The organism is Streptomyces sp. NPDC091972 (genome assembly GCF_044756385.1).
In the GTDB taxonomy this organism is placed as follows: Bacteria; Actinomycetota; Actinomycetes; order Streptomycetales; family Streptomycetaceae; genus Streptomyces.
In genome coordinates, this window is sequence record NZ_JBIVSV010000007.1 from 438,805 (window position 1) to 462,041 (window position 23,237).

A 23,237-nucleotide genomic window follows, 5' to 3' on the forward strand; every position below is an offset into this window, starting at 1 on the left:
GCCCGCGCCACCGCACCCCCGGCCCGGCTAGAAGAACTCCGACCACGGCTGGTCCCAGATCTGCTTCACGCACAGGATCAGGAACAGCAGGCCCGCGATCGCCAGCATCGCGTTGCTCAGCGGGCCGTTGCGCCACTGCCTGGGGGTGCGGGAGGTGTTCAGCAGCCACATCAGGGTGCCGGCCAGGAAGGGGAGGAAGGCCGCGCCGAGGACGCCGTAGATGATGACCAGGCGGAAGGGCTGGCCCTGGAAGAGCAGGACCATCGGCGGGAAGGTCAGCCAGAGCAGGTAGACCCGGAAGGGCCAGGAGCGCTCGCGCGAACCGGACGCGACCTTCTGCCCGGAGCCCTCCGCGCCCTCGTCGCCGCGGTAGCGCGCCACGAAGTCCGCGAACATCAGGCTCACCCCGTGCCAGACGCCGATCAGCGAGGTGAAGGAGGTGGCGAAGAAGCCGATGAGGAAGAACTTGGCGGTCGCCGAGCCGTACTCGTCCTCCAGGATGTCGCTGAGCTGGATGAGACCCTTGTCGCCGCTCGCGATCGCCACATTGGCGCTGTGCAGCAGTTCGGCGCCGACGAAGAGCATGGCGACGACGAAGATGCCGGTGGTGATGTAGGCGACCCGGTTGTCGAGCCGCATCACCTTCATCCAGCCGGTGTCGGTCCAGCCCTTGGCGTTGACCCAGTAGCCGTACGCGGCGAGGGTGATCGTGCCGCCGACGCCGCCGATCAGGCCGAGGGTGTTGAGGACGGAGTCCTTCTCGTCGGGCAGGACCGGCAGCAGGCCCGCGAAGGCGTCGCCCAGGTTCGGGGTGACCCGGATCGCCAGGTACACCGTCACCACGAACATGACGCCGACCAGGAGCGTCATGACCTTCTCGAAGACCGCGTACTTGTTGAACCAGACGAAGACCAGGCCGACGAGACCGCAGGCGATGGCCCACCATTCGAGGTCCATCACGTCGGGGAACAGGGCCTGGAGCGGGAGCGCGCTCGACGACATCGCCGCCGCGCCGTACACGAAGCCCCAGATCACCACGTAGACGGCGAAGAACCAGGTGGTCCAGCGGCCCAGGCTCGCCCAGCCGTCGAACAGGGTGCTGCCGGTGGACAGGTGCCAGCGGCCCGCGGCCTCCGCGAGGGAGATCTTGACGAGGCAGCCGATCACCGCGGCCCACAGCAGGGTGTAGCCGAAGTTGCTGCCCGCGATGAGCGTGGCGACCAGGTCACCGGCGCCGACGCCGGTCGCGGCGACGACGATCCCCGGGCCGATGTAGCGCCAACTGGACTTGCGGGGTACTGGGTTCGCCTCACCGGTCACTGTGTTGTCCGTGGTGTCCGCCATGAAGGTCAAGAAACCTCAAAGGCCGCGGCCCGGCAAGAGGGCGTGCCGTGAAGGAAGTCAGGGGTCACCGGGGAGGCCTCCCCCGCAGCCGTCGGCCCCGCAGGTGCCCAGTTCGAACCAGACGGTCTTCCCGGTGCCGTCCTGGTGACAGCCCCAGCGCAGTGCGAGCGCCTCCACCAGGAACATCCCGCGGCCGTTCTCCGAGACCCCGGCGTCCAGCACCTGCGGGGTGCGGCGGCCGGAGTCGGCGACCTCGCAGCGCAGCACGCCGTGCGCGGCGGACAGGGTGAGCGTGAAGCGGCTCGCCGAGTGCAGCAGGGCGTTGGTGGCCAGTTCGCTCACGAGGAGTTCGGCGGTGTCCACCAGGTCGTCCCGCTCCGCCGGCCCCCACCCCTCCAACTGCTTGCGCACCTCGGCGCGGGCCTCGCGCACGGCGGAGGGGCGGGGGTCGTACTCGACACTCAAGTGACCGCCTCCCAGCGGCGGTTGGGGACAGGCGGCATAGCGAGGGTCGGGGTCCGGGAGGCGGTCCCCGGAGAGTTGCAGCATGTTCTCAGGGTGTCCCCCGCGGGGCCGGCGCACACGGGGAGTACTACCTGATTCCATACCTGCACCACACCCGCACGGCTACGCGTACTGCAGTCGTACGGTCGTCCCGTCCCGGTCGTCGCGTACGTCGACGTACGCACACACCTGGCGCGCGTACCAGAGGCCCTGGCCGGGGGCCAGGTCGGTGGTGTCGGGCGGGACGAACCCGGCGAGGGGATCGTCCACCCGGCGCTCCGCGCGAAGTTCGCAGACGCAGTGCGCGTCCCGCCCCCACAGCAGCGCGGTGCCGGACCGCTGCCCCACGGCCTCCGCCGCCTCGGCCACGGCCGTCGCGAACAGCTCCGCGTCGGCGGCCGCCAGACCCCGCGCCTGCGCCTTCGGCCGTACGGCGTCGGCGGCCAGGCCGGTGAGGAGCTCGGCGTCCGGCGGGGGCGGTGCGAGGGGTACGGCGTCCAGTTCGGCGGCGAGGCGTACGGGGTCCTCGTAGACGCCGGTGCCGGGGTGGGCCCGGCGGGCGGCGTCGACGATCGCGGGGCCCGCGGTGCGCAGGTCGTAGGCGCACAGGGCGGTGGTGGCGAGCGGTGCGAAGAGGAGGTTGGCGAGGGCCTCGTAGCGGATCCACTCGGTGGTCTCGCGCGGGGAGCTGCCGGCCCTGCCGTTCCAGACGGGCTCCATGAGGAGGTGGATGCGGCCACCGGGGCCGGCGTGGGCCGCGAGGTAGCCGGCGCCCTGGGCGACCGCGTTCGCGGCGGAGCCGGTGTACCAGTCGGTGTGGTCGATGAGGGTGACGTGCTCGGCGTCCGTGCCGAGGGCGTCCCGCAGGAGGGCGAGGTTGTGCGGGGAGGCGACGGCCGCGGGCGGGGGTTCCGCGGGGGCGCCGAGGGCCTCGGTGAGGAAGGGGCGGGCGGCGGCGAGAAACTCCTCGTCGGTGCCGTAGGCGGCCATGCGGTGGTCGAAGGCGGTGGTCATGGAGGGCCCTTCGGTGGGGGTGGACGGTCGGACGGCGTCGGGTGGAGCGCTGGCTCAGCGCTGGGCCGTCACCCATGTCGCGATCTGGGTTCTGGTGTTGAAGCCGAGTTTGTTGAGGATCCGCTCGACGTGGCCCTCGGCGGTGCGGCGGGCGATGACCAGGCGGTCGGCGATCTGCTGGTTGGCGAGCCCTTCGGCGACGAGTTCGGCGACCTGGGCCTCCCGGGGGGTGAGGCGGACCTGGGGCCGGTCCGGGGCGGGCGGGGGCGTCGCGTCGGGGAGCCCGGGTTCCTGGAGCGCGTACCCGACGAGTTCGGTGAGGGTGAGGCTCGCGCCCCGGTCGTAGGCGGCGGTGAAGGCGGCCCCCAGGGCCCGCCCCGCCCGGCTCTCCGTCTCCCGGCGCACGGAGTTGAGCGCCTCGGAACCCCACCTGTCCCGGTCCACGGCGGCCCAGGCCCGGTCGGCTCCGCCGAGGAGCACGGCCGCCCGCTCGTGCCCGGAGAGCTCGGTGGCGATACGGGCCGTCAGGTCCAGCGTGAGGGCGAGGCCGATGAGGTCGTTGACGGCGAGCTTGAGGCGGAGGGCCTCGCGGGCGTACTGCTCGGCGCGGGGCCAGTCCTGTTTCACGGTGTGGGCGAGGGCGAGCATGCGCAGCACGTAGGAGCGGACCCATTGCTCGCCGTGTTCCTCGCAGAGCCGCAGGGTCTTCTCGCAGACCTCCACGGCCCGGTCGGCGTGGCCCAGGAAGCCCAGGGCGCAGGCGAGTTCGACCTGGTCCAGGCCGACGAGGCTGAGGTGCTGGCCGGGCACGGGTCCGCGGGCGACCCCGGCCTCGAAGTGGGCGAGGGCGCCGGGCAGGTCGTCGGCGAAGAGGCGGATGACACCGATGACGTACTCGGCGTGGGCGGCCTCGGCGGTGTCCCCGAGCCCGCGGGCCAGTTCCCGGGCGTCCTCGGCCCGGCGCAGCCCCCGGGTGAGGTCCTCGGGGCATCCGGCGAGCAGTCCGGCCACCCACAGCCCCCGGGCCCGCTCGGAGGTCGCGCCGGGGTTGGCCTCCAGGGCCCGCTCGGCCCAGTACCGGCCCTCCCGGGGTGCCCCGCAGGCGTGCCAGAAGAACCACAGGGCCCCGACCAGCCGCAGCCCGGCGAGGGCGTCGGCGGGGTCCGGCACGGAGCCCTCGCGAGGCTCGGACAGGCTGAAGTGCAGTGCCGCCCGGAGGTTGTCCTGGTCCGCGCGGAGGCGGGCGACGATCTCGCGTTGGCCGGACCCGAACCAGGCCCGTTCGCAGGCGGTGGCCCGGCGCAGCATCCAGTCCCGGTGCCGGCGCCGGGTGGTGAGTTCCTCGCCCGGCATGCTCCGCAGCCGTTCCAGGCCGTAGTGGCGCAGGGTGTCCAGGAGCCGGTAGCGCACCCCGTCCGGCCCGGGCTCCCGGGACAGCACGGACTTGTCGACGAGGCCCGCGACCGCTTCGAGGACGTCGTCGCCGTGCACGAGGTGCCCGTCCGCGCACACCGCCTCGGCCGTCTCGAGGTCGAAGGCGCCGGCCGGGACCGAGAGCCGGGCCCAGACCACCTGTTCGCGGTCGGTGCACAGTTCGTGGCTCCAGTCGACGGCGGCCCGCAGGGTGCGGTGGCGGGGCAGGGCCGCGGGGCTGCCGGAGGTGAGCAGGCGATAGCGGTCGTCGAGGCGTTCCATGAGCTGTTCCACGCCGAGGACGCGCATGCGCACCGCGGCGAGTTCGATGGCGAGCGGCAGTCCGTCGAGCCGCCGGCACAGCCGGGCCACGGCGGCCCGGTTGTCGGCGGTGAGCGCGAACCCGGGGACGACCGAGGCCGCCCGGTCGGCGAACAGGGCCAGCGCGGGATAGCCGTCCGCCGCGGACAGGTCGCCGTCCGGGTCGGGGACCGGCAGCGGCCGTACGTCGAAGAGGTTCTCCTCGGTGAGACCGAGCCGGTGCCGGCTGGTCGCGAGGATCCGCACGCCCGGCGTGCCGCGCAGCAGGGCCGCCGCGAGGTGGGCGCAGGCGCCGAGCAGGTGTTCGCAGTTGTCGAGGACCAGCAGCACTCTGCGGTCGCGTACATGGGCGACGAGCGCGTCGGTCGGCGGTCCGGCGGAGTGGTCGAGGAGGCCGATCGCGTCGGCCACGGCCAGCGGGACCAGTTCGGGGTCGCGCAGTCCCGCGAGGTGGACGAAGCGGACGCCGTCGGGGAAGGTGCGTTCCGCGCGGGCCGCGATGCGTGCGGCGAGGCGGGTCTTGCCGACGCCGCCGGGGCCGGTCAGCGTGACCAGGCGGGCACGGCTGAGCAGTTCGCGGCCGGCGGCCTGTTCACGGCGCCGGTCGACGAAACTGGTCGTCTCGACCGGCAGGTGTCCGGCCCGCCGTGCCGCTGACCCGCCCATGATCAGCCAGTCCTCCGGGGTGTGGTCGGAGACCCCACTGTGCGCGCGGTGCTCACATATATGCACGTACGGCTCACACCCGCGGGTGCACTTGCCCGGGGATCACTCCCGGGCGCATCGATCCGCGTACACTGCGCGACTTTCCCGGCACATCAAGAACCCACAGGCAACGCACAGTTCACGCCAACACGGCCCCCCTTCACTCTTGACCTGCTCATGCCACACGCTCACGATGAGCGGCACACCCGCACCGGCAGCACGTCGCAGAGTTCGCTGAACCACCCCCGCTCCACTCCCCACTTCCGGAGATCCCGGAATCCCTGGAGACCACAGGAGACTTCATGCGACTTCGCACACGCGGTTCCGGCGTCCGCGGCGGCCCCCGCTACGCCGCCCTCGCCGCCGTTCTGGCACTCGCCCTCGCCGCCCCGCTCTCCGCGAACGCCGACAGCGCCCCGAAAGCGGCACCGAGCGCCGAGGACGTCCGCCAGTACGAGATCCACCAGCACACGACACCCGTGACCCGCACGGCCATCCAGCAGACCGGGGTGACCGTCGACGAGGCCGACGAGGAGACCGTCGTCGTCTCCGGACGCGCCGACCAGATCCGGAGACTGCGGCAACTCGGCTACGAGGTCTCCGCCTTGGGATCGGCCCCTGCACGGGCCGCGGAGGACGAGACCCGGCTCTACGACTTCCCCTCGGCCGACTCGCGCTACCACAACTACGCCGAGATGAACGCCGAGATCGACCAGCGCCTCGCCGCCTACCCGAACATCATGAGCAAGCGGGTCATCGGCACGTCGTACCAGGGCCGGAACATCGTCGCCATCAAGATCAGCGACAACGTGGCGACCGACGAGGCCGAGCCCGAGGTGCTGTTCACCCACCACCAGCACGCCCGCGAGCACCTCACGGTCGAGATGGCCCTGTACCTGCTGCGCGAACTCGGCGCGGGCTACGGGAGCGACTCACGGGTGACGAACATGGTGAACAACCGGGAGATCTGGATCGTCCCCGACCTCAACCCGGACGGCGGCGAGTACGACATCGCCTCCGGCTCCTACCGCTCCTGGCGCAAGAACCGCCAGCCCAACTCCGGTTCGTCGGCGGTCGGTACCGACCTCAACCGCAACTGGGCCTACCGCTGGGGCTGCTGCGGCGGCTCGTCCGGTTCGACCTCCTCCGAGACCTACCGGGGTCCGTCCGCCGAGTCGGCGCCCGAGGTCAAGGTGGTCGCGAACTTCGTGCGCAGCCGGGTCGTCGGCGGCGTGCAGCAGATCAAGACCAACATCGACTTCCACACGTACAGCGAACTGGTGCTGTGGCCCTACGGGTACACCTACTCCGACACGGCGACCGGGATGACCGCGGACGACAACGCCGTGTTCAAGGCGGTCGGGCAGAAGATGGCCGCGAGCAACGGCTACACGCCGGAGCAGGCGAGCGACCTGTACATCACCGACGGGTCGATCGACGACTACCTCTGGGGCACGCACAAGATCTTCTCGTACACCTTCGAGATGTACCCGTCGTCCAGCTCCGGCGGCGGCTTCTACCCGCCCGACGAGGTCATCGAGCGGGAGACCTCCCGCAACCGGGACGCGGTACTGCAACTCCTGGAGAACTCGGACTGCATGTACCGGTCCATCGGGAAGCAGGCGCAGTACTGCTAGGGGGTGGACCGGCTGTGACCGGTCGCGCCCACGCGGCGCGGCCGCACATCGGTGCGGTCCCGCGCCCCTAGTCGGATTCCGCCGGCTCCTCCTCGAAGTACTCGTCCATCACCGCGTCCAACTGCTCGTCCCACGTGGCGAAGTCGGACCGGGAGGCCGCCTCGATCTCGATCGGGTACCAGCGGCGGTCCGGGGTGTGGACCGTGACGGTGTACCGCTTGCCGAACCGGGGCGTCTCCGTCTCGACCGCGCCGATCTCGTCCCAGCGGAACTCGCAGGACTGGTCGTCGAGGGAGAGGCGGACGCCCCGGTGGTCGGCGACGATCCGCGCGCGGCGGTCGGAGGCCTCGAAGACGGGCCCGTCGGGAGTCGCCTCCTCGACGGGCTCTTCGGCAGACTCCTCGACGACCTCCTCCGAAGTCACCTCCGTGTCCTCCGGGACGGACTCCGCCTCGCCGGACGCGGGTGAGGTGAGCCCGGGGATGTAGGCCGGGTCGAATCCGGCGCCTTCCAGGGGCTGGCTGCTCGAACCTATGCGCTGCTCCACAGCGGGCAGTATGGTCGACGATCCTGTGCCCGGCACAGTCGGCCCCTACATCGTTATCGGACGCCTACACGAAGACGCTCAGCACGGCCGCCACCGCGAACCCGGCCACCGACAGCACCGTCTCCAGCACGGTCCACGTCTTCAACGTGTCGCGTTCGCTGATGCCGAAGTACTTGGCCACCATCCAGAAGCCGCCGTCGTTGACGTGCGAGGCGAAGATGGAGCCGGCCGAGATCGCCATGATGACGAGGGCGACGAAGGCCTGCGAGTGGTGGCCCTCCGAGAGGAGGGGGGCCACGATGCCCGCCGTCGTCACGATCGCGACCGTCGCCGAGCCCTGGGCGACCCGCAGGACCACCGAGATCAGGTACGACAGCACGAGCACCGGCAGGCCGACGTCGTTGAAGGTGTCCGAGAGCGCCTGGGCGACCCCGCTGGCCTTCAGGACCGCGCCGAAGACACCGCCCGCGCCGACCACCAGCAGGATGTTGCCGACCGGCTTGAGGGACGCCGTCGACACCGTCTCCAGCGACTTGCGGGACCAGCCGCGGCGGATGCCGAGCAGGTAGTACGCGAGGAGCAGGGCGATCGTCAGCGCCACGAAGGGGCTGCCGAAGAACTCGATGACCGAGCGGCCCGTGGAGGGGTCGAACGCGATCGAGGAGAAGGTGGCGGCGAGGATCAGGACCAGGGGCGTGCCGATGATGCCGAGGACCGTGCCGAGGGACACGGGGTCCTCCCGCGGCACGACTCCCTGCGCGCGCTGCTCCTCGATCACGGCCTGCTTGGCCTCCGCGGCCGCCTCCACCATGTCCTGCGGTACGGCGACGAAGATGCGCCGGCCGACCCACGCGGAGAACGCCCACGCGGCCAGCACCGCCGGGATGCCGCAGACGATGCCCATCAGGATGACCCAGCCGAGGTCCACGTGGAGCAGTCCGGCGGCCGCGACCGGGCCGGGGTGCGGCGGCAGGAAGGCGTGGGTCATCGACAGGCCCGCCAGCAGCGGCAGGCAGTAGAGCAGGATCGACTTGCCGCTGCGCTTGGCGGCCGCGTAGACGATCGGCGCGAGGACGAAGATGCCGACGTCGAAGAAGACCGGGATGCCGAAGATGAGGCCGGTGAGGCCCATCGCGAGGGGTGCCCGCTTCTCCCCGAAGAGGTTCAGCAGCCGGGACGCCAGCACCTCGGCGCCGCCGCTGACTTCGAGGATCGCCCCGAGCATGGTGCCGAGGCCGATGATGATGGCGACGTGGCCGAGGATGCCGCCCATCCCGGACTCGATGGTGGACACGGCGTCCGAGCGCTGGACCGTGCCGAAGAGTTCGGTGACGGAGAGCCCGGCGAGCAGGCCGACGGCTATGGAGACGCCCAGCAGGGCGACGAAGGGCTGGAGTCTGACTCTGATGATCAGGAAGAGCAGCAGGGCGATGCCGAGGGCGGCGACCGTGAGGAGGCCCGCGGTGCCGTCGATGAGGAGGAGCAGGCCACCGGTGTGCGGAGGTGTCTCGGTGGTCGCGGCGAGCGGTAGGGACATGGGGGTCCTCTGCGTAAGTCCATGGAGCTTTCGGGCAGGGGGGATCGCGGCACGGCACCACGGGAGGTGCCGTGCCGTGTGCGGCGTGCGGGAGTGGAGGGAGCGTCAGCCGAGGACGGCGAGCGCGTCGATCTCGATGAGCAGGCCCGCGGGCAGACCGACGTAGACCGTCGTGCGCGCGGCGGGAGGCTGGGTGAGGCCCTGCTCCTCGAAGTAGGTGTTGTAGATCGAGTTCATCTCGGCGAAGTGGTCCACGTCCGTCAGGTAGACGCGGATCATCATCACGTCGTCCCAGGTGGCGCCGCCCTCCTCCAGGATCGCCTTGACGTTGGCTAGGGTCTGGAGGGTCTGCTCGCGCAGGGTGGGTCCGGCGGGCGTGGGCGGCTTGCCCTCCTCGGCCGGCAGGAAGCCGACCTGGCCGGCGACCTGGAGGATGTTGCCCTTGCGCACCCCGTGGGAGAACTTCGCGGGCGGCGTGGTGTGGGTGCTCGGGGTGAGCGCGGTCTTGTCCGTCATACGGGGTCCTTGGGGTCCTTAGCTGTTGTTCTGCCGGAGTACTCGCCGCTGATGGCATCGGCCGTACGGCGGACCTGCGGGAGGAGGGCGAGGAGTTCCTCGGCGGTGACGACGACGTTGGGCGCGGACACCGACATCGCGGCGACGACCCTGCCGTCGGCGCCGCGGACGGGAGCCGCGACGCAGTTGATGGACTCCTCGTGGCCACCGAGGTCGGTGGCCCAGCCCTGTTCGCGCACCCGCTCCAACTCCTTGAGGAAAGCGGGGGCGTTGGGTGTCGAACGGGCCGTGTACAGGGGGTAGTCGAGCTTGTCCGCGAGGGCGCGGCGCTCGGCCTCGGGAAGGTCGGCGAGCAGCAGCTTCGCGACAGCGGCGACGGTGATGGCGACGGGCTTGCCGATCCGCGAGTACATCCGCACCGGGTACCGGCTCTCGACCTTGTCGATGTAGAGCACCTCGTCCTCCTCGTACACGGCGAGGTGGACGGTGTGACCGCACTGCTCGTTGAGCCGTACGAGGTGGGGGTGGGCGATCTCGCGGATGTCCAGGTTCTCCATCGCCTCCTGCGCCAGCGCGATGAGGCGGGCGCCGAGGCGGTAGCGCTGGTCGGACTGCCGGTAGACCATGCCGTGTTCGTGGAGCGTGCGGAGGAGTCGCAGCGCGGTGGACTTGTGGACGCCGAGGCGGTCGGCGACCTGCCCGAGGTCGGCGGGGCCCTCGGCGAGCAGCGGCAGGATGCTCAGTGCTCGGTCGACGGTCTGGCTCATGGGGTGCGTACCTCCTCCGGGGCCGGGTCGGCTTGCGTCCAGCCGGGGCCGAGTCGAAGTGTCCCCCACGTGTCGTCGCCGAGGGCGGCGAGGCGGTCGGCGTGTGCGCGGGCAGGGGGTGCCGCGAGGTCACCGGGGACGGTGAGGGCGGCGGCGGCCCAGAGGTGGCCGTGCCGCAGACGGTCCCTCACAGGGAGGTCGCGCAGGGTCGCGGAGAGGAACCCGGCGGCGAAGGCGTCACCGGCGCCGGTGGTGGCCACGACGTCGACGGTGAGGGCGGGAACGAAAACGCTCGACGTCGACGGGAACCCGTCCAGGGGGGCGGGGCCGCGTCGATGTGCGGCTCCGCCGCGGGGCGCGACCAGCCCCCGCTCAGCCGCACCCGAAACGAATGCCGTTGCCCCCCTGCCTCCTTCTTTCACCACCAGCACCGAAGGCTCCGGCAGCACCGCCCGAATCGCGGCGGGACCCCCTGTGACTCCCCACGCCTCCTCGGCCTCGTCCTCCCCCACGAACACGATGTCGGCCCCTCGGGCCAGTTCCAGCAGCACCCGCGGACCCTCCGCGTCGGGCCACAGCCCGGCCCGGTGGTTGACGTCGAAGGACACGAGCGGCCGATCCGCGCCGGGAGCCGTCAGCTCACGCACCAGCGACAGACACGTGTCCGACAAGGCGGCCGTGATCCCGGAGAGGTGCAGCACCCGCCCCGCCCGCGCCGCCGAAAGGTCCACGTTCTCGACGGACATCGCCGAGGCCGCCGATCCCGCCCGGTAGTACGCGACCTCGTGCCCATCCGTCCCCCGGTCCCCCGCCGTACGGAAGTACACCCCCGTGGGCCGCGAAGAGTCACGGCCGACCGCCGACACGTCGACCCCGTACCCCCCGATCGTCTCGACCAGGTGGTCCCCGAAGCCGTCCGCCCCGACCCGGCTGACCCACCGGACCGCGAATCCGGCGGCGGCCAGGCCACAGGCCACGTTCGACTCCGCCCCGCCGATGGCCCGGTCGAAGGACGGCACGTCGGCGAGCCGTCCGGGGCGACCGGGCAGGAACGTGACCATGGACTCGCCGAGCGCGACGACGTCCACGGCGTCGGGGGCATTCACGATGGTGCTGGCTCCTTCATTGACCCGGCGTTGGCGTGGATGTTAGACAGCAGTCAGCGATATACGCAATGAACGTTGCGCACACTGCAACGCACCCCTCAGGGAGGCCCCGTGTCCGGTACCGAAGCGCTCGCCCGCCTCGCGGAGGACCGCGTCGACCACCGCTTCAAGGGACTGCCCCCGGACGCGGACGGCCTGACCGTCGCCGAGCTGACCGCCCAGCGCCGCAACCTCTTCACCGACGGCTTCACGACCCCCGTGCTCGCGCTGTCCGCCGAGCGCCTGGAGCACAACCTGGCGCTCATGGAGGCGTACGCCGCCCGGCACGGCCTCGCCTTCGCCCCGCACGGCAAGACGACCATGGCCCCCCAGCTCTTCCAGCGGCAGATCGAGCGCGGCGCCTGGGGCATCACCCTGGCCGTCCCCCACCAGGTGCGGGTCGCCCTGGCGTACGGCGTCCAGCGGGTCTTCCTCGCCAACGAACTGGTGGACCCGGCGGCCCTGAGGTGGATCGCCGGCCGGCTCGCGGACGACGAGAACTTCCGCTTCGTCTGCTACGTCGACTCCGTGCGCGGGGTCGAGCTGATGGACGCGGCCCTGCGGGGCACCTCCCGCCCGCTGGACGTCGTCGTCGAGCTCGCCGCCGGCGAGGGCGCCCGGACCGGTGTCCGCACGGAGGCGGAGTGCGCGGCCGTCGCCGACGCGGTCGCGGCCACCGGGACGCTGCGGCTCGTCGGGGTCGCCGGTTACGAGGGCGAGGTCCCCGGCGCGGACCCGGAGCGCGTGCACGCCTGGCTGCGCCGGCTGGTGGCCCTGGCGGCCGACTTCGACAAGGCGGGACGGTTCGCGGCGGAAGGGCTCGACGAGATCGTGGTCAGCGCCGGCGGCAGCGCCTGGTTCGACGCGGTCGCCGACGTCTTCGCCGAGATCCCCGAACTCTCCCGCCCCGTCCTGAAGCTGCTCCGCTCCGGGGCCTACGTCTCGCACGACGACGGCCACTACCGCAAGGTGACCCCCTTCAACCGCATCCCCGAGGAGGGCGCCCTGGAGCCCGCGTTCCGGCTGTGGACGCAGATCGTCTCCCGCCCCTCCCCCGGCCAGGCCTTCGCCAACGCGGGCAAGCGGGACGCGGCCCACGACCTCGACCTCCCCTTCGCTCAGGTGGTCCGCCGGGACGGCACCGAGCGCCCGGCCACCGGCATCGAGGTGACCGCGCTCTCCGACCAGCACGCCTGGCTGGCCACCGCCCCCGACGCCGACCTGGAGGTCGGCGACTGGCTGGGCCTCGGCCTCTCGCACCCGTGCACGTCCTTCGACAAGTGGCAGCTCATCCCCGTGGCGGAGGCCGACGGCACGGTCGTCGAGTACATCCGCACGTTCTTCTGAGACACGAAGGAGTCCGGCGATGGAAGAGCTCGTCATCAGGGACGCGGACGTCGTCGACGGCAGCGGCGCCCCCTCGTACCGCGCCGACGTGGTGGTGGACCGCGGCCGGATCGTCTCGATCGTCAAGGAGGCGGCCGCGGCCGGCTGCCAGCGCCCGAAGGCGCGGCGGGAGCTGGACGCCGAGGGGCTCACCCTCTCCCCCGGCTTCATCGACATGCACGCCCACAGCGATCTCGCCCTGCTGCGCGACCCCGACCACAGCGCCAAGGCCGCGCAGGGCGTCACGCTGGAGGTCCTGGGCCAGGACGGGCTGTCGTACGCCCCGGTCGACGACCGCACGCTGGCGGAGGTCCGCCGTGCCATCACCGGGTGGAACGGCCACGGTGACGACATCGACTTCGACTGGCGGTCGGTGGGCGGGTACCTGGACCGCCTCGACCGCGGGATCGCCGTCAACGCGGCCTATCTGATCCCCCAGGGCACGGTCCGGGCGCTCGTCGTCGGCTGGGAGGACCGCGAGGCGACACCCGAAGAGCTGGACCGTATGCGCCAGTTGATCGCGGAAGGCATGGAACAGGGCGCGGTGGGGATGTCGTCCGGGCTGACCTACACCCCGGGCATGTACGCCAAGGACGCCGAACTCACCGAGCTGTGCCGGGTGGTGGCCCGGTACGGCGGCTACTACTGCCCGCACCACCGCTCGTACGGAGCGGGGGCCCTGGAGGCCTACGCGGAGATGGTCGCCCTGACCCGGGAGGCCGGCTGCTCCCTCCACCTCGCCCACGCCACCATGAACTTCGGCGTGAACGAGGGCCGGGCACCGGAACTGCTGAGCCTCCTGGACGAGGCCCTGGCGTCGGGCGCCGACATCAGCCTGGACACCTACCCCTACACCCCGGGGTGCACCACGCTCGTGGCGATGCTGCCCAGTTGGGCGAGCGAGGGCGGTCCCGAGGAGATCCTCAGGCGGCTCGCGGACGACGAGGTCTCGGAGCGCATCCGCCACCACCTCGAAGTGATCGGCTCGGACGGCTGCCACGGGGTGCCGATGGAGTGGGACACGATCGAGATCGCGGGAGTCACGGACCCCACGCTGTCCCACTACGTGGGCCGCCGTCTGGACAGCTGGGCGACCGCCCGTCACCTGCTCCTCACCGACCGGCTGGCCCCGTCGATCCTCCAGCACGTCGGCCACGAGGACAACGTCCGCACGATCATGCGGCACCGGGTCCACACCGGCGGCTCCGACGGCATCCTTCAGGGCGCCAAGCCGCACCCCCGGGCCTACGGCACCTTCCCGCAGTACCTCGGCACATACGTCAGGGAGCTGGGAGTGCTGTCCCTGGAGGAGTGCGTCGCCCACCTCACCTCGCGCCCGGCGTCCCGCCTCCGCCTGCCGGACCGGGGCCTGGTCAAGGAGGGCTACCGGGCCGACCTGGTCCTCTTCGACCCGCGGACGGTGGCCCCGGGCTCGACCTTCGAGAACCCCCGCCGACTGCCGACGGGCATCCCGCACGTCCTGGTGAACGGCCGCTTCGTGATCGAGGACGGACACAGAACGGACGCCTTGCCGGGCAGGGCGGTCCGTCGCAGTCCCATGCAACGGAACACCCGACTCCTTTAGGGGCGCGGGGAACTGCGCGACAGGCCACAACGGACCCGCACCCGCCGCACAACCCCTCGTGACACCCCCGTAGGCGTTACGGCTTGGGCAACGTGCACGCGCTCGCGTTCAGGTTCAGCTGATTGCCCGTGGTGAAGCAGGCGGGGATGTTGTAGATCTCCTGGGCGTAGTTGATGCCCTCGCGGACGGTGACGTTGCCGTTCGCGTCGACCTCGCACGGGTTGTTCTCCGTGCAGCGTTCACCGTCCTCGTTGCCGGTGTTGTTGACGGCGACGACCTTGCCGGTGGCCTGGTCGATGACGGGCGAGCCCGAGGTGCCGCCGATGGTCTGGCAGGCGGAGGTGTAGCGGACCGAGTCCTTCCAGGTCCAGGCACCCTCCTTCAGGCGGTACACGAACCCGTCGATGTTGCAGTTGTAGAGCCGCTTCCAGTAGCCGGAGGCCACCGTGATGGCGGTGCCGGCGGTGGGGTGCGTGTCCTGCACGGTGAGGGCGGAGATGCCGTACGAGTTCCTGATCGACGCGTACGTGCTGGTGAGCTGGTAGATCGACACGTCCGTGTCGGTCATCGTCCCGTAGGCGAGCTTGCTGGCGCGGAGCGTGGCGACCCGGGTGCCGGAGGAGTTGAGCAGCCCGAAGGACCGGCTGGACGCCTGGTTGGTGAGCACCTCGCCGGGCGCGGGGAAGCCGGTGGTGAGGCAGTGCCCGTTGCTGAGCACCAGCGCCGGGTCGGTGTCCTGGGAGTTGGGGAACCGGATGACCGAGCCGGAGCAGTTGCTGAGCGAGACGGTCCCGGCGAGGGTCACGGCCCGGAGCCGGGGTGACGGTGACGTGACCTGGGACAGGGCCGTGGTGGCGGAGGTGACGACGTCGTGGACCACGGAGACGGGGGTGTCCGTGTCGACGCTCTTGCCGACGCCGGACGCGGCGGGCTCGGCGGCGACCGCGGGTGCCGCGCCCATTCCGGCCAGGGCCAGGGCGCTGAGTGCGGCGACGAGAGGCTTTCTCATGTGGGGGTCCCCTCTTGCGACTTGGGCGGCCGGAAATCTTCCGGCCGCCCGTGAGTTTGTCATGGACATTGTGAAGAAGGGTGGTCGCTGGGGCAAGAAGTTGTGCCGAGCCCGCGCCTCTCGACGGGCGACACCTCCACAACCGGGAACGGCAGGCACACCCCGCCGCCTGCCACCGGGATCAACTTACCCAGCTGTACGACTAGTTGGGCCTCTTCACACTGCCCTGTCCGCGCCCCTTGCCGTCCTGGCCCGGGGCAAAAGGGGGAACTTACCGAGCCATACGGCTAGTTGGGCTTCTTCGCGCCGCCCTGTCCATGTCCCTTGCCGTCCGAGTTCCCCGGACCGTCGGCGGTGGCCGTGGGGGCATTCGCCGAAGGGGTGGCCGGGGCACCGGAAGACACCCGGGACGACGGAGTCCCGCTCGCCCGCGGGCCGTCGGACGCCTCCGCGGAGGCGCTCGCGCCGGACGTGCCGGTGCCTGTGCCGGTCGTCGGCCCACCGGAGGCCGTCGCACCCGGGGCCGCCGAGGAGCCGGAGGAGGCCGGGCCGGTGGCACCACCGGTCTCCGCGGCGGACGAGGTCACACCGCTCCCCGGCTCGTTGTCCGGCTCCGACGAGGAGCCCGACAGGGACAGCCCCGCGATCAGCGCCGCCGCCCCGACGGCACCGACGGCCACGACCACCCGGCGCGTGCGCCGGCCGCCCCCGCCGCGGGCGGCCCGTCGCCGGGCGGCCCGGCCGACGGAATCCGGCCCGCCCGGCCCCGGGTCACCGGTCTCCGCGGCGGCGGGCGCGACCTGGGGAAGCTCGGCCGTCGCGTCGTACGCGTTCTGCCAGCCGTGCGCCGCCGCGGGGTCCGGGTACTCCTCGTACGCCGGGGTCGCCGCGGGCTGCGGCTGGTAGACCTTCGGTGCCCCGGACTCGTATTCGACTGGCCTCGACATGGCGACGGATTCTAGGGACGGATGAGGCGGCTGGGACAGCTACCGGCGATAACAGCACAAACCGCCGCGTCTCACGTGGCGGAAAACACGACCCCGTGAGCGTTACCGGGCCGTAAGCTCCAGGCATGCAGGTGATCCAGTCGACCAAGCTCGCCAATGTCTGTTACGAGATCCGGGGCCCGGTTCTCGAGGAGGCGATGCGCCTGGAGGCGGCCGGGCACCGCATCCTCAAGCTGAACACGGGCAACCCCGCCGCCTTCGGGTTCGAGGCACCGCCCGAGATCCTGGAGGACGTCCTCCGCAACGTCTCGACGGCCCACGGCTACGGCGACGCCAAGGGGCTGCTCGCCGCGCGCCGGGCCGTCGTCATGCACAACCAGACCATCGGCATCGAGACCGACGTCGAGCACGTCTTCATCGGCAACGGCGTCTCCGAGCTGATCGTGATGGCGATGCAGGGCCTCCTCGACGACGGCGACGAGGTCCTCGTACCGGCCCCCGACTACCCGCTGTGGACGGCCGCCGTGTCGCTGTCCGGCGGCACGGCGGTGCACTACCGCTGCGACGAGCAGTCGGACTGGATGCCCGACCTCGCCGACGTGGAGCGGAAGGTCACCGACCGCACCAAGGCGATCGTCATCATCAACCCCAACAACCCCACGGGCGCGGTCTACGACGAGACCATGCTCAAGGGACTGACCGACATCGCCCGCCGGCACAACCTGCTGGTCTGCTCGGACGAGATCTACGACAAGATCCTCTACGACGGTGCCACGCACACCCCGACCGCCGCGATCGCCCCCGACCTGCTGACCCTCACCTTCAACGGCATGTCCAAGGCGTACCGGGTGGCGGGCTACCGGGTGGGCTGGATGTCGATCTCCGGCCCGCGCGCGCACGCCGACTCCTACATCGAGGGCCTGACCGTCCTCGCCAACATGCGGCTGTGCGCCAACATGCCGGGCCAGCACGGGGTGGTCGCCGCGCTCAGCGGACGGCAGTCGATCAACGACCTCGTCCTGCCGGGCGGGCGGCTCGTCGAACAGCGGGATGTGGCGTACGAGCTGCTGACGCAGATCCCCGGCGTGAGCTGTGTGAAGCCGAAGGGGGCGCTGTATCTCTTCCCCCGGCTCGACCCCAAGGTCTTCAAGATCAGGGACGACCGGCGGATGGTCCTGGACCTGCTGCGCCAGGAGAAGATCATGGTCGTCCAGGGTTCCGGCTTCAACTGGCCCGAACCCGATCACTTCCGGGTGGTCACCCTGCCCACCGTCGGCGACCTGCGGGACGCGGTGGGGCGGATCGGGAACTTCCTGGACGGGTACGGCCAGCCGTAAACCTCGTCGGCACCGATCTTTTTGCTTCGCTCAACTTTAGACGAAATCTAAGCTAGGATGGTTTCCTGACTGCACAGGAGGCCATCCCATGTACGAACCGATCCGCACCAAGTCGGTCCACTCCACGATGGCCGACGCCCCCACCGACTTCCCCCACCGCTCCCGCGAGGAGGAGCTGGACATCCAGCTCGCGGGCCATCTCGCCGCCCTGCTCGCCGTCACGGACGAGCTGCGCGCGCTGGCACCGTCCGCCGACCTCGACACCGCGGCCGAGCGGCTCGCCGCACAGGTGGCCCGGCTGCGGGGCGGCGGCGCGCCGGTGCGCGCACCGCTGGCCCCGGTCACCTCGGAACCGCACCTCACCGACCTGCACCGCCGCGCCCACGCGGTGGCCGGCCGCGCGCTGCTCGTGGCGGCGTCCCGGGCGGACACGGCGGCGGCGATCCTGGCGGCGGAGCGGATGGACGCGCACAGCGCCGCCCTGGCTGTGGCCGACCCTCGCGAACTCGCCGCGCACTGAGCCGTACGGCTCCCCTGATCGGCCCCGGTCCGCGCGCATCCGCAGCGACGTGCGGACCGGGTGCCATGCACTGCGTTGGCTTGAACCGGGGCGCCTTGTCGCCGTAGGGGGTCGTGTCGCCGGGCGGGTGCGGGTGCCATGCACTGCTTTCTCTTGAACCGGGGCGCCTTGTCGCCGTAGGGGTTCTTGTCGCCGGGCGGCTGCGGGTGTCCTGTGGCTGGTCGCGCAGTTCCCCGCGCCCCTGAAGGGGCGCTTTCCCGGCCCGTCTACAGCGCGGGCGCGCTGATCGCCCCGCGCCCGGAGGGTGGCGAGGGCCCGTCCTTGTCCGGATTCCCGTCGGGGCGGACGGGACGGGTGAGGACGGGCCCACAGCCGCACACCCCATTGTGGGCGGCCTCGCCGTACTGAAACCGCGGCCGGCCGTGACGATACTGCTGGTCAGGGCACGATCGGAGCCGGCCGCGGCGTCTTGGGGGGACGTCAGCCCAGGCGCTGCACCAGCGCCCGGTACTCGTCCCACAGCTCCTTCGGGGTGTGGTCGCCGAAGGTGTTGAGGTGCTCGGGGATCAGGGACGCCTCCTCCCGCCACACCTCCTTGTCGACCGTGAGCAGGAACTCCAGGTCGGAGTCGGCCAGTTCGAGACCCTTGGTGTCGAGGGCGTCCTTGGTCGGCAGGATGCCGATCGGCGTCTCGACGCCCTCGGCCCTGCCTTCGAGGCGCTCCACGATCCACTTCAGGACACGGCTGTTCTCGCCGAACCCGGGCCAGACGAACTTGCCCTCGTCGTTCTTGCGGAACCAGTTGACGTAGTAGATCTTCGGCAGCTTGGACTGGTCCTTGTCCTTGGCCACGTCGACCCAGTGCCCCATGTAGTCGCCCATGTTGTAGCCGCAGAACGGCAGCATGGCGAAGGGGTCGCGGCGCAGCTCGCCGACCTTGCCCTCGGCGGCGGCGGTCTTCTCGGAGGCCACGTTGGCGCCGAGGAAGACGCCGTGGTTCCAGTCGAAGGACTCCGTCACCAGCGGCACCGCGGAGGCGCGCCGGCCGCCGAAGAGGATCGCCGAGATCGGCACGCCCTTGGGGTCCTCCCACTCGGGCGCGATGATCGGGCACTGCGCGGCGGGGACGGTGAAGCGGGCGTTGGGGTGGGCGGCGGGGACACCGGACTCGGGCGTCCAGTCGTTGCCCTTCCAGTCGGTGAGGTGGGCCGGGGTCTCCTCCGTCATGCCCTCCCACCAGATGTCGTTGTCGTCGGTGAGGGCGACGTTGGTGAAGACGGAGTTGCCCCACAGCGTCTTCATCGCGTTGGCGTTGGTGTGCTCACCGGTGCCGGGGGCGACGCCGAAGAAGCCGGCCTCGGGGTTGATCGCGTACAGGCGGCCGTCCTCGCCGAACCGCATCCAGGCGATGTCGTCGCCGATGGTCTCCACGGTCCAGCCGGAGATCGTGGGCTCCAGCATGGCGAGGTTGGTCTTGCCGCACGCGGACGGGAAGGCGGCGGCGACGTACTTGGACTCGCCCTGCGGCGGGGTGAGCTTGAGGATGAGCATGTGCTCGGCGAGCCAGCCCTCGTCGCGGGCCATCACCGACGCGATGCGCAGGGCGTAGCACTTCTTGCCGAGCAGGGCGTTGCCGCCGTAGCCGGAGCCGTAGGACCAGATCTCGCGGGACTCCGGGAAGTGCGAGATGTACTTGGTGGAGTTGCACGGCCAGGGCACGTCCTCCTGGCCCTCCTCCAGGGGAGCGCCGAGGGTGTGGACGGCCTTGACGAAGAAGCCGTCGGCGCCGAGCTCGTCGAGGACGGGCTGTCCCATGCGGGTCATGGTGCGCATGGAGACCGCGACGTAGGCGGAGTCGGTGATCTCGACGCCGATCGCGGAGAGGTCCGAGCCGAGCGGGCCCATGCAGAAGGGGACGACGTACATCGTCCGGCCCTTCATCGAACCGCGGAAGATGCCCTTCTCCCCGGTGAAGACGTCCCGCATCTCCGCCGGTGCCTTCCAGTGGTTCGTCGGCCCCGCGTCCTCCTCCTTCTCCGAGCAGATGAAGGTGCGGTCCTCGACGCGCGCGACGTCGGTCGGGTCGGAGGCCGCGTAGTAGGAGTTGGGCCGCTTGATGGGGTCGAGCTTCTTGAAGGTGCCCTTCGCGACGAGCTCCTCGCACAGGCGCTCGTACTCCGCTTCGGATCCGTCACACCAGACCACGCTGTCCGGCTGGGTCAGTTCGGCGATCTCGTTCACCCACGAGATCAGTTCCTTGTGCTGGGTGGGGATGACGGGGGGAGCCGCGATGTCGCGCGCCACGATTGCTCCTAGATGAGGGATTTTTTGTTTGGAGGCCCCGTGGGGGCTGCGACCCGGATGCATCTCGCACCTTTTCGGTGGTGACCTTGGCGCTCATCCGGTGCCGACCGCACTCATTTGATCATCCGACTGGAGCGCCCATCTGTCCAGAGGGCATCACAGGTGAGCGGAGTGAGGATCGCCACGCTTTCGGTGTGCACAGCGCGTTTATTTGCGTGCACGTAGCGTTCAGAAGACCGTTTCTTTACTGGTCAACTCCCATGAGAGGATGGCCACTCCCAGCCGCCCCGGCGCCGTACTCATGCGTAACTTACGGCCCCGTAGGTACGATGCCGGGCATGACGCCGCCCGCCCACGACGCCGAAGCACCGTCCCTGCCGCACCAGATCAAGCAGCACGCCCACGATTTGGCCGAGCCCATCAAGCCGAAGCTGCGCGGCTGGCTCCACCTCGGCACGTTCCCCGCCGCGCTGATCGCGGGGCTGGTGCTCACCGCTCTCGCCGACTCCACCAGAGGCCGGATCGCCTGCGGGATCTTCGCCCTGACCGCCTGCCTGCTGTTCGGCGTCAGCGCGCTGTACCACCGGGGCACCTGGAGCCCTCGCATGGACGGCGTCCTGCGCCGACTGGACCACGCCAACATCTTCCTGATCATCGCGGGCACCTACACACCGCTGACCATCCTGCTGCTGCCGGGCAGCAAGGGGCGGTGGCTGCTGTGGGGGATCTGGGGGGCTGCCCTCGCCGGCATCCTCTTCCGGGTCTTCTGGGTCGGCGCCCCGCGCTGGCTCTACACGCCCTGCTACATCGCGATGGGCTGGGCCGCCGTGTTCTTCCTGCCCGACTTCATGCGCGCCGGCGGGGTCGCGGTCCTGGTCCTGGTCGTCGTCGGCGGCCTGCTCTACAGCGCGGGCGGTGTGATCTACGGCATCAAGCGACCGAACCCGTCACCACGCTATTTCGGCTTCCACGAGGTCTTCCACTCCCTCACCGTGGCCGCCTTCGCCGTCCACTACGTGGGCATCTCCCTGGTGGCCTACCAGCACCCCTGACCCGCTCCGCACCCCCAAGGGCCACGGCTCCCCCGCCGTGGCCCTTTTTGCATGCCGGATTCGATTGACAGTACCTAGCTTTTGAGAGTTACTCTCAATTCATGGAAACCATCACTCCGGACCCCCGTCGCTGGTGGGCCCTGGCCGCCCTCGTCGCGAGCATGCTGACGCTCGGCTTCGACCTGACGATCCTCAACGTGGCGCTGCCGACCATGGCCGCCGACCTCGACGCCGGAACCGGCGCACAGCAGTGGATGGCGGACGCCTACGTCGTCGTCTTCGCGGCCCTGATGCTCCCGGCCGGCCTGCTCGGCGACCGGTTCGGACGGCGCCGCATGCTGATCGCCGGACTCGCCGTCTTCCTCGCCGGATCACTGATCGGCGCCCTGGCCGGCGACGTGAACGCCGTGATCGCCGCCCGCGCGGTGATGGGCGTCGGCGGCGCCCTCGTCACCCCGCTCGCGCTCTCCGTACTGCCCACGCTCTTCGCACCCGACGAGCGCACCAAGGCCGTCGGCATCGTCTCCGCCGCCTCCGCGCTCGGCCTGCCGCTGGGCCCGATCATCGGCGGCTGGCTGCTCAACCACTTCTGGTGGGGCTCGGTCTTCCTGGTCAACGTCCCGATGGCCGCCATCGGCATCGCCGCCTGCGTCTTCCTGCTCCCCGAGACCCGCGACCCGTCCTCCCCCAAGGTCGAAGCCCTCTCCACCGCGCTCACCGTCACCGGCCTCGGCACCCTCGTCTACGCGATCATCGAGGCCCCCACCCGCGGCTGGGGCGACCCCCTGGTGCTCGGGATGCTCGCGGCGGCCGTCGCCCTCATCGCCGCCCTGGTCCTGCGCGAACGCCGGGTCCAGCGCCCCATGCTCGACATGACCCTGCTCACCCACCGCGGCTTCCTCTTCAACACGATCGCCGCGACCCTGGTCAACTTCATCCTGACCGGCCTGCTGTTCGTCCTGCCGCCCTTCCTCCAGGCCGTCCTCGGTCACGACGCCCTCGGCACCGGCGTCCGCCTGCTGCCCATGATGGGCGGACTCCTGGTCGCCTCCCGCCTCGCCCCCAAGGTCGTGGCCCGCTTCGGCGCCCGCGCCACGGTCAGCGCCGGACTGGTGGTCCTGGCCTTCGCCGGCCTCCTCGGCAGCCGTACGACCGTGGACTCCGGCTACGGATTCGTCGCCCTGTGGCTCTCCCTCACCGGCTTCGGCTTCGGCCTCTCCCTCATCCCCGCCATGAACGGCGGCCTGAGCGCCCTGCCCCGCGACCGCGCCGGCAGCGGCTCCGGACTCCTGATGACCATGCGCCAGGTCGGCGGCGCGATCGGCATCGCCCTCCTCGGCAGCCTGCTCGCCGGCGCCTTCCGGGACCGCCTCGACGTCACCGGACTGCCCGCGCAGGCCGCCGACACCGCAGGGGAGTCCGTGGTCGCCGCACACCTGGTCGCCCAGCGCACCGGCTCCGCCGACCTGCTGGCCTCCGCGAACGACGCGTACGTCCACGGCATGGGCGTCGTCCTGCTCGTCTGCGGCATCGCCGCCCTCGTCGCCGCACTCCTCGCGGCCGCCTTCCTGCCCGCCGCACCCCACCCGGCCGAGAGCACCACGGACCCGGACATGGCTGCCGAGGAGTCCCATGCCTGAGAATGGC

Annotated in this window: 19 protein-coding genes; 7 read left to right on the top strand and 12 right to left on the bottom strand. The window is 71.0% G+C overall.

Going from position 1 to position 23,237, the window contains the following annotated elements; all coding sequences use genetic code 11:
• Window positions 1–27 precede the first annotated feature (27 nt).
• From ACIQJT_RS23500 to ACIQJT_RS23515, 4 genes are all read right to left on the bottom strand, one after another.
• A complete protein-coding gene (locus tag ACIQJT_RS23500) occupies window positions 28–1,344 on the bottom strand; it encodes an Nramp family divalent metal transporter (RefSeq protein WP_365455402.1) in 1,317 nt (438 codons plus the stop codon).
• A 57-nt stretch (window positions 1,345–1,401) separates the two neighbouring features.
• Window positions 1,402–1,809 carry an ATP-binding protein gene (locus ACIQJT_RS23505; RefSeq protein WP_365455405.1) on the bottom strand — a complete coding sequence of 136 codons (408 nt, stop codon included), beginning with the start codon at window positions 1,807–1,809 and terminating at the stop codon, window positions 1,402–1,404.
• A 162-nt stretch (window positions 1,810–1,971) separates the two neighbouring features.
• Window positions 1,972–2,862 carry an MEDS domain-containing protein gene (locus tag ACIQJT_RS23510; RefSeq protein ID WP_365455408.1) on the bottom strand — a complete coding sequence of 297 codons (891 nt, stop codon included), beginning with the start codon at window positions 2,860–2,862 and terminating at the stop codon, window positions 1,972–1,974.
• Between the two features lie 54 nt (window positions 2,863–2,916).
• Window positions 2,917–5,262, bottom strand: a complete 2,346-nt coding sequence (locus ACIQJT_RS23515; protein WP_402646378.1) for an ATP-binding protein — start codon at window positions 5,260–5,262, stop codon at window positions 2,917–2,919.
• Between the two features lie 341 nt (window positions 5,263–5,603).
• On the opposite strand from ACIQJT_RS23515, the gene ACIQJT_RS23520 reads away from it, so the two are divergent.
• Window positions 5,604–6,938: a M14 family metallopeptidase gene (locus ACIQJT_RS23520; protein ID WP_365455414.1), complete on the top strand. Its 1,335-nt coding sequence runs from the start codon at window positions 5,604–5,606 to the stop codon at window positions 6,936–6,938.
• Between the two features lie 67 nt (window positions 6,939–7,005).
• Here ACIQJT_RS23520 and ACIQJT_RS23525 read toward each other — a convergent pair whose 3' ends face one another.
• The 5 genes from ACIQJT_RS23525 to ACIQJT_RS23545 all read right to left on the bottom strand — a co-directional run bounded on the left by ACIQJT_RS23525 (window position 7,006) and on the right by ACIQJT_RS23545 (window position 11,366).
• Complete coding sequence (locus tag ACIQJT_RS23525; protein ID WP_365455417.1) at window positions 7,006–7,485, bottom strand: hypothetical protein; 480 nt, start codon at window positions 7,483–7,485, stop codon at window positions 7,006–7,008.
• A 64-nt stretch (window positions 7,486–7,549) separates the two neighbouring features.
• Window positions 7,550–9,022: a GntP family permease gene (locus ACIQJT_RS23530; RefSeq protein WP_053846634.1), complete on the bottom strand. Its 1,473-nt coding sequence runs from the start codon at window positions 9,020–9,022 to the stop codon at window positions 7,550–7,552.
• A 105-nt stretch (window positions 9,023–9,127) separates the two neighbouring features.
• A complete protein-coding gene (locus ACIQJT_RS23535) occupies window positions 9,128–9,538 on the bottom strand; it encodes a RidA family protein (protein WP_365455420.1) in 411 nt (136 codons plus the stop codon).
• Complete coding sequence (locus ACIQJT_RS23540; RefSeq protein ID WP_053846632.1) at window positions 9,535–10,305, bottom strand: IclR family transcriptional regulator; 771 nt, start codon at window positions 10,303–10,305, stop codon at window positions 9,535–9,537. Before ACIQJT_RS23540 ends, ACIQJT_RS23535 begins: the two co-directional genes overlap by 4 nt.
• Window positions 10,302–11,366, bottom strand: coding sequence for a sugar kinase (locus ACIQJT_RS23545; RefSeq protein WP_402646519.1), 1,065 nt, complete (start codon window positions 11,364–11,366; stop codon window positions 10,302–10,304). The genes ACIQJT_RS23540 and ACIQJT_RS23545 overlap by 4 nt, the downstream gene beginning before the upstream one ends.
• Window positions 11,367–11,522: 156 nt before the next feature.
• On the opposite strand from ACIQJT_RS23545, the gene ACIQJT_RS23550 reads away from it, so the two are divergent.
• On the top strand, window positions 11,523–12,797 hold the full coding sequence (locus ACIQJT_RS23550) for an amino acid deaminase (RefSeq protein ID WP_402646384.1): 1,275 nt from the start codon (window positions 11,523–11,525) through the stop codon (window positions 12,795–12,797).
• A 19-nt stretch (window positions 12,798–12,816) separates the two neighbouring features.
• Window positions 12,817–14,421 carry an amidohydrolase family protein gene (locus ACIQJT_RS23555; RefSeq protein ID WP_402646387.1) on the top strand — a complete coding sequence of 535 codons (1,605 nt, stop codon included), beginning with the start codon at window positions 12,817–12,819 and terminating at the stop codon, window positions 14,419–14,421.
• A gap of 76 nt (window positions 14,422–14,497) precedes the next feature.
• Here the strand turns inward: ACIQJT_RS23555 and ACIQJT_RS23560 are convergent, their stop codons facing one another.
• Both ACIQJT_RS23560 and ACIQJT_RS23565 read right to left on the bottom strand, forming a co-directional pair.
• Window positions 14,498–15,430, bottom strand: a complete 933-nt coding sequence (locus ACIQJT_RS23560) for a serine protease (protein WP_402646390.1) — start codon at window positions 15,428–15,430, stop codon at window positions 14,498–14,500.
• A 287-nt stretch (window positions 15,431–15,717) separates the two neighbouring features.
• A complete protein-coding gene (locus ACIQJT_RS23565) occupies window positions 15,718–16,377 on the bottom strand; it encodes a hypothetical protein (protein ID WP_402646393.1) in 660 nt (219 codons plus the stop codon).
• Window positions 16,378–16,502: 125 nt separating this feature from the next.
• Between ACIQJT_RS23565 and ACIQJT_RS23570 the strand changes: the two genes are divergently transcribed.
• On the top strand, window positions 16,503–17,714 hold the full coding sequence (locus ACIQJT_RS23570) for a pyridoxal phosphate-dependent aminotransferase (protein ID WP_365455438.1): 1,212 nt from the start codon (window positions 16,503–16,505) through the stop codon (window positions 17,712–17,714).
• An 88-nt stretch (window positions 17,715–17,802) separates the two neighbouring features.
• Window positions 17,803–18,234, top strand: a complete 432-nt coding sequence (locus ACIQJT_RS23575; protein ID WP_402646396.1) for a hypothetical protein — start codon at window positions 17,803–17,805, stop codon at window positions 18,232–18,234.
• 480 nt (window positions 18,235–18,714) lie between these two features.
• Here ACIQJT_RS23575 and ACIQJT_RS23580 read toward each other — a convergent pair whose 3' ends face one another.
• The gene (locus tag ACIQJT_RS23580) at window positions 18,715–20,538 is read right to left on the bottom strand and encodes a phosphoenolpyruvate carboxykinase (GTP) (RefSeq protein ID WP_365455444.1); all 1,824 of its coding nucleotides are present in this window, start codon (window positions 20,536–20,538) and stop codon (window positions 18,715–18,717) included.
• Between the two features lie 338 nt (window positions 20,539–20,876).
• Here ACIQJT_RS23580 and ACIQJT_RS23585 point away from each other — a divergent pair, with 338 nt between their 5' ends.
• Together ACIQJT_RS23585 and ACIQJT_RS23590 are read left to right on the top strand one after the other, a co-directional pair.
• Window positions 20,877–21,590 (top strand): hemolysin III family protein, encoded by a 714-nt coding sequence (locus ACIQJT_RS23585; RefSeq protein WP_365455447.1) that lies wholly within the window; start codon window positions 20,877–20,879, stop codon window positions 21,588–21,590.
• A gap of 101 nt (window positions 21,591–21,691) precedes the next feature.
• Window positions 21,692–23,230 carry an MFS transporter gene (locus ACIQJT_RS23590; protein WP_365455450.1) on the top strand — a complete coding sequence of 513 codons (1,539 nt, stop codon included), beginning with the start codon at window positions 21,692–21,694 and terminating at the stop codon, window positions 23,228–23,230.
• Window positions 23,231–23,237: the final 7 nt, after the last annotated feature.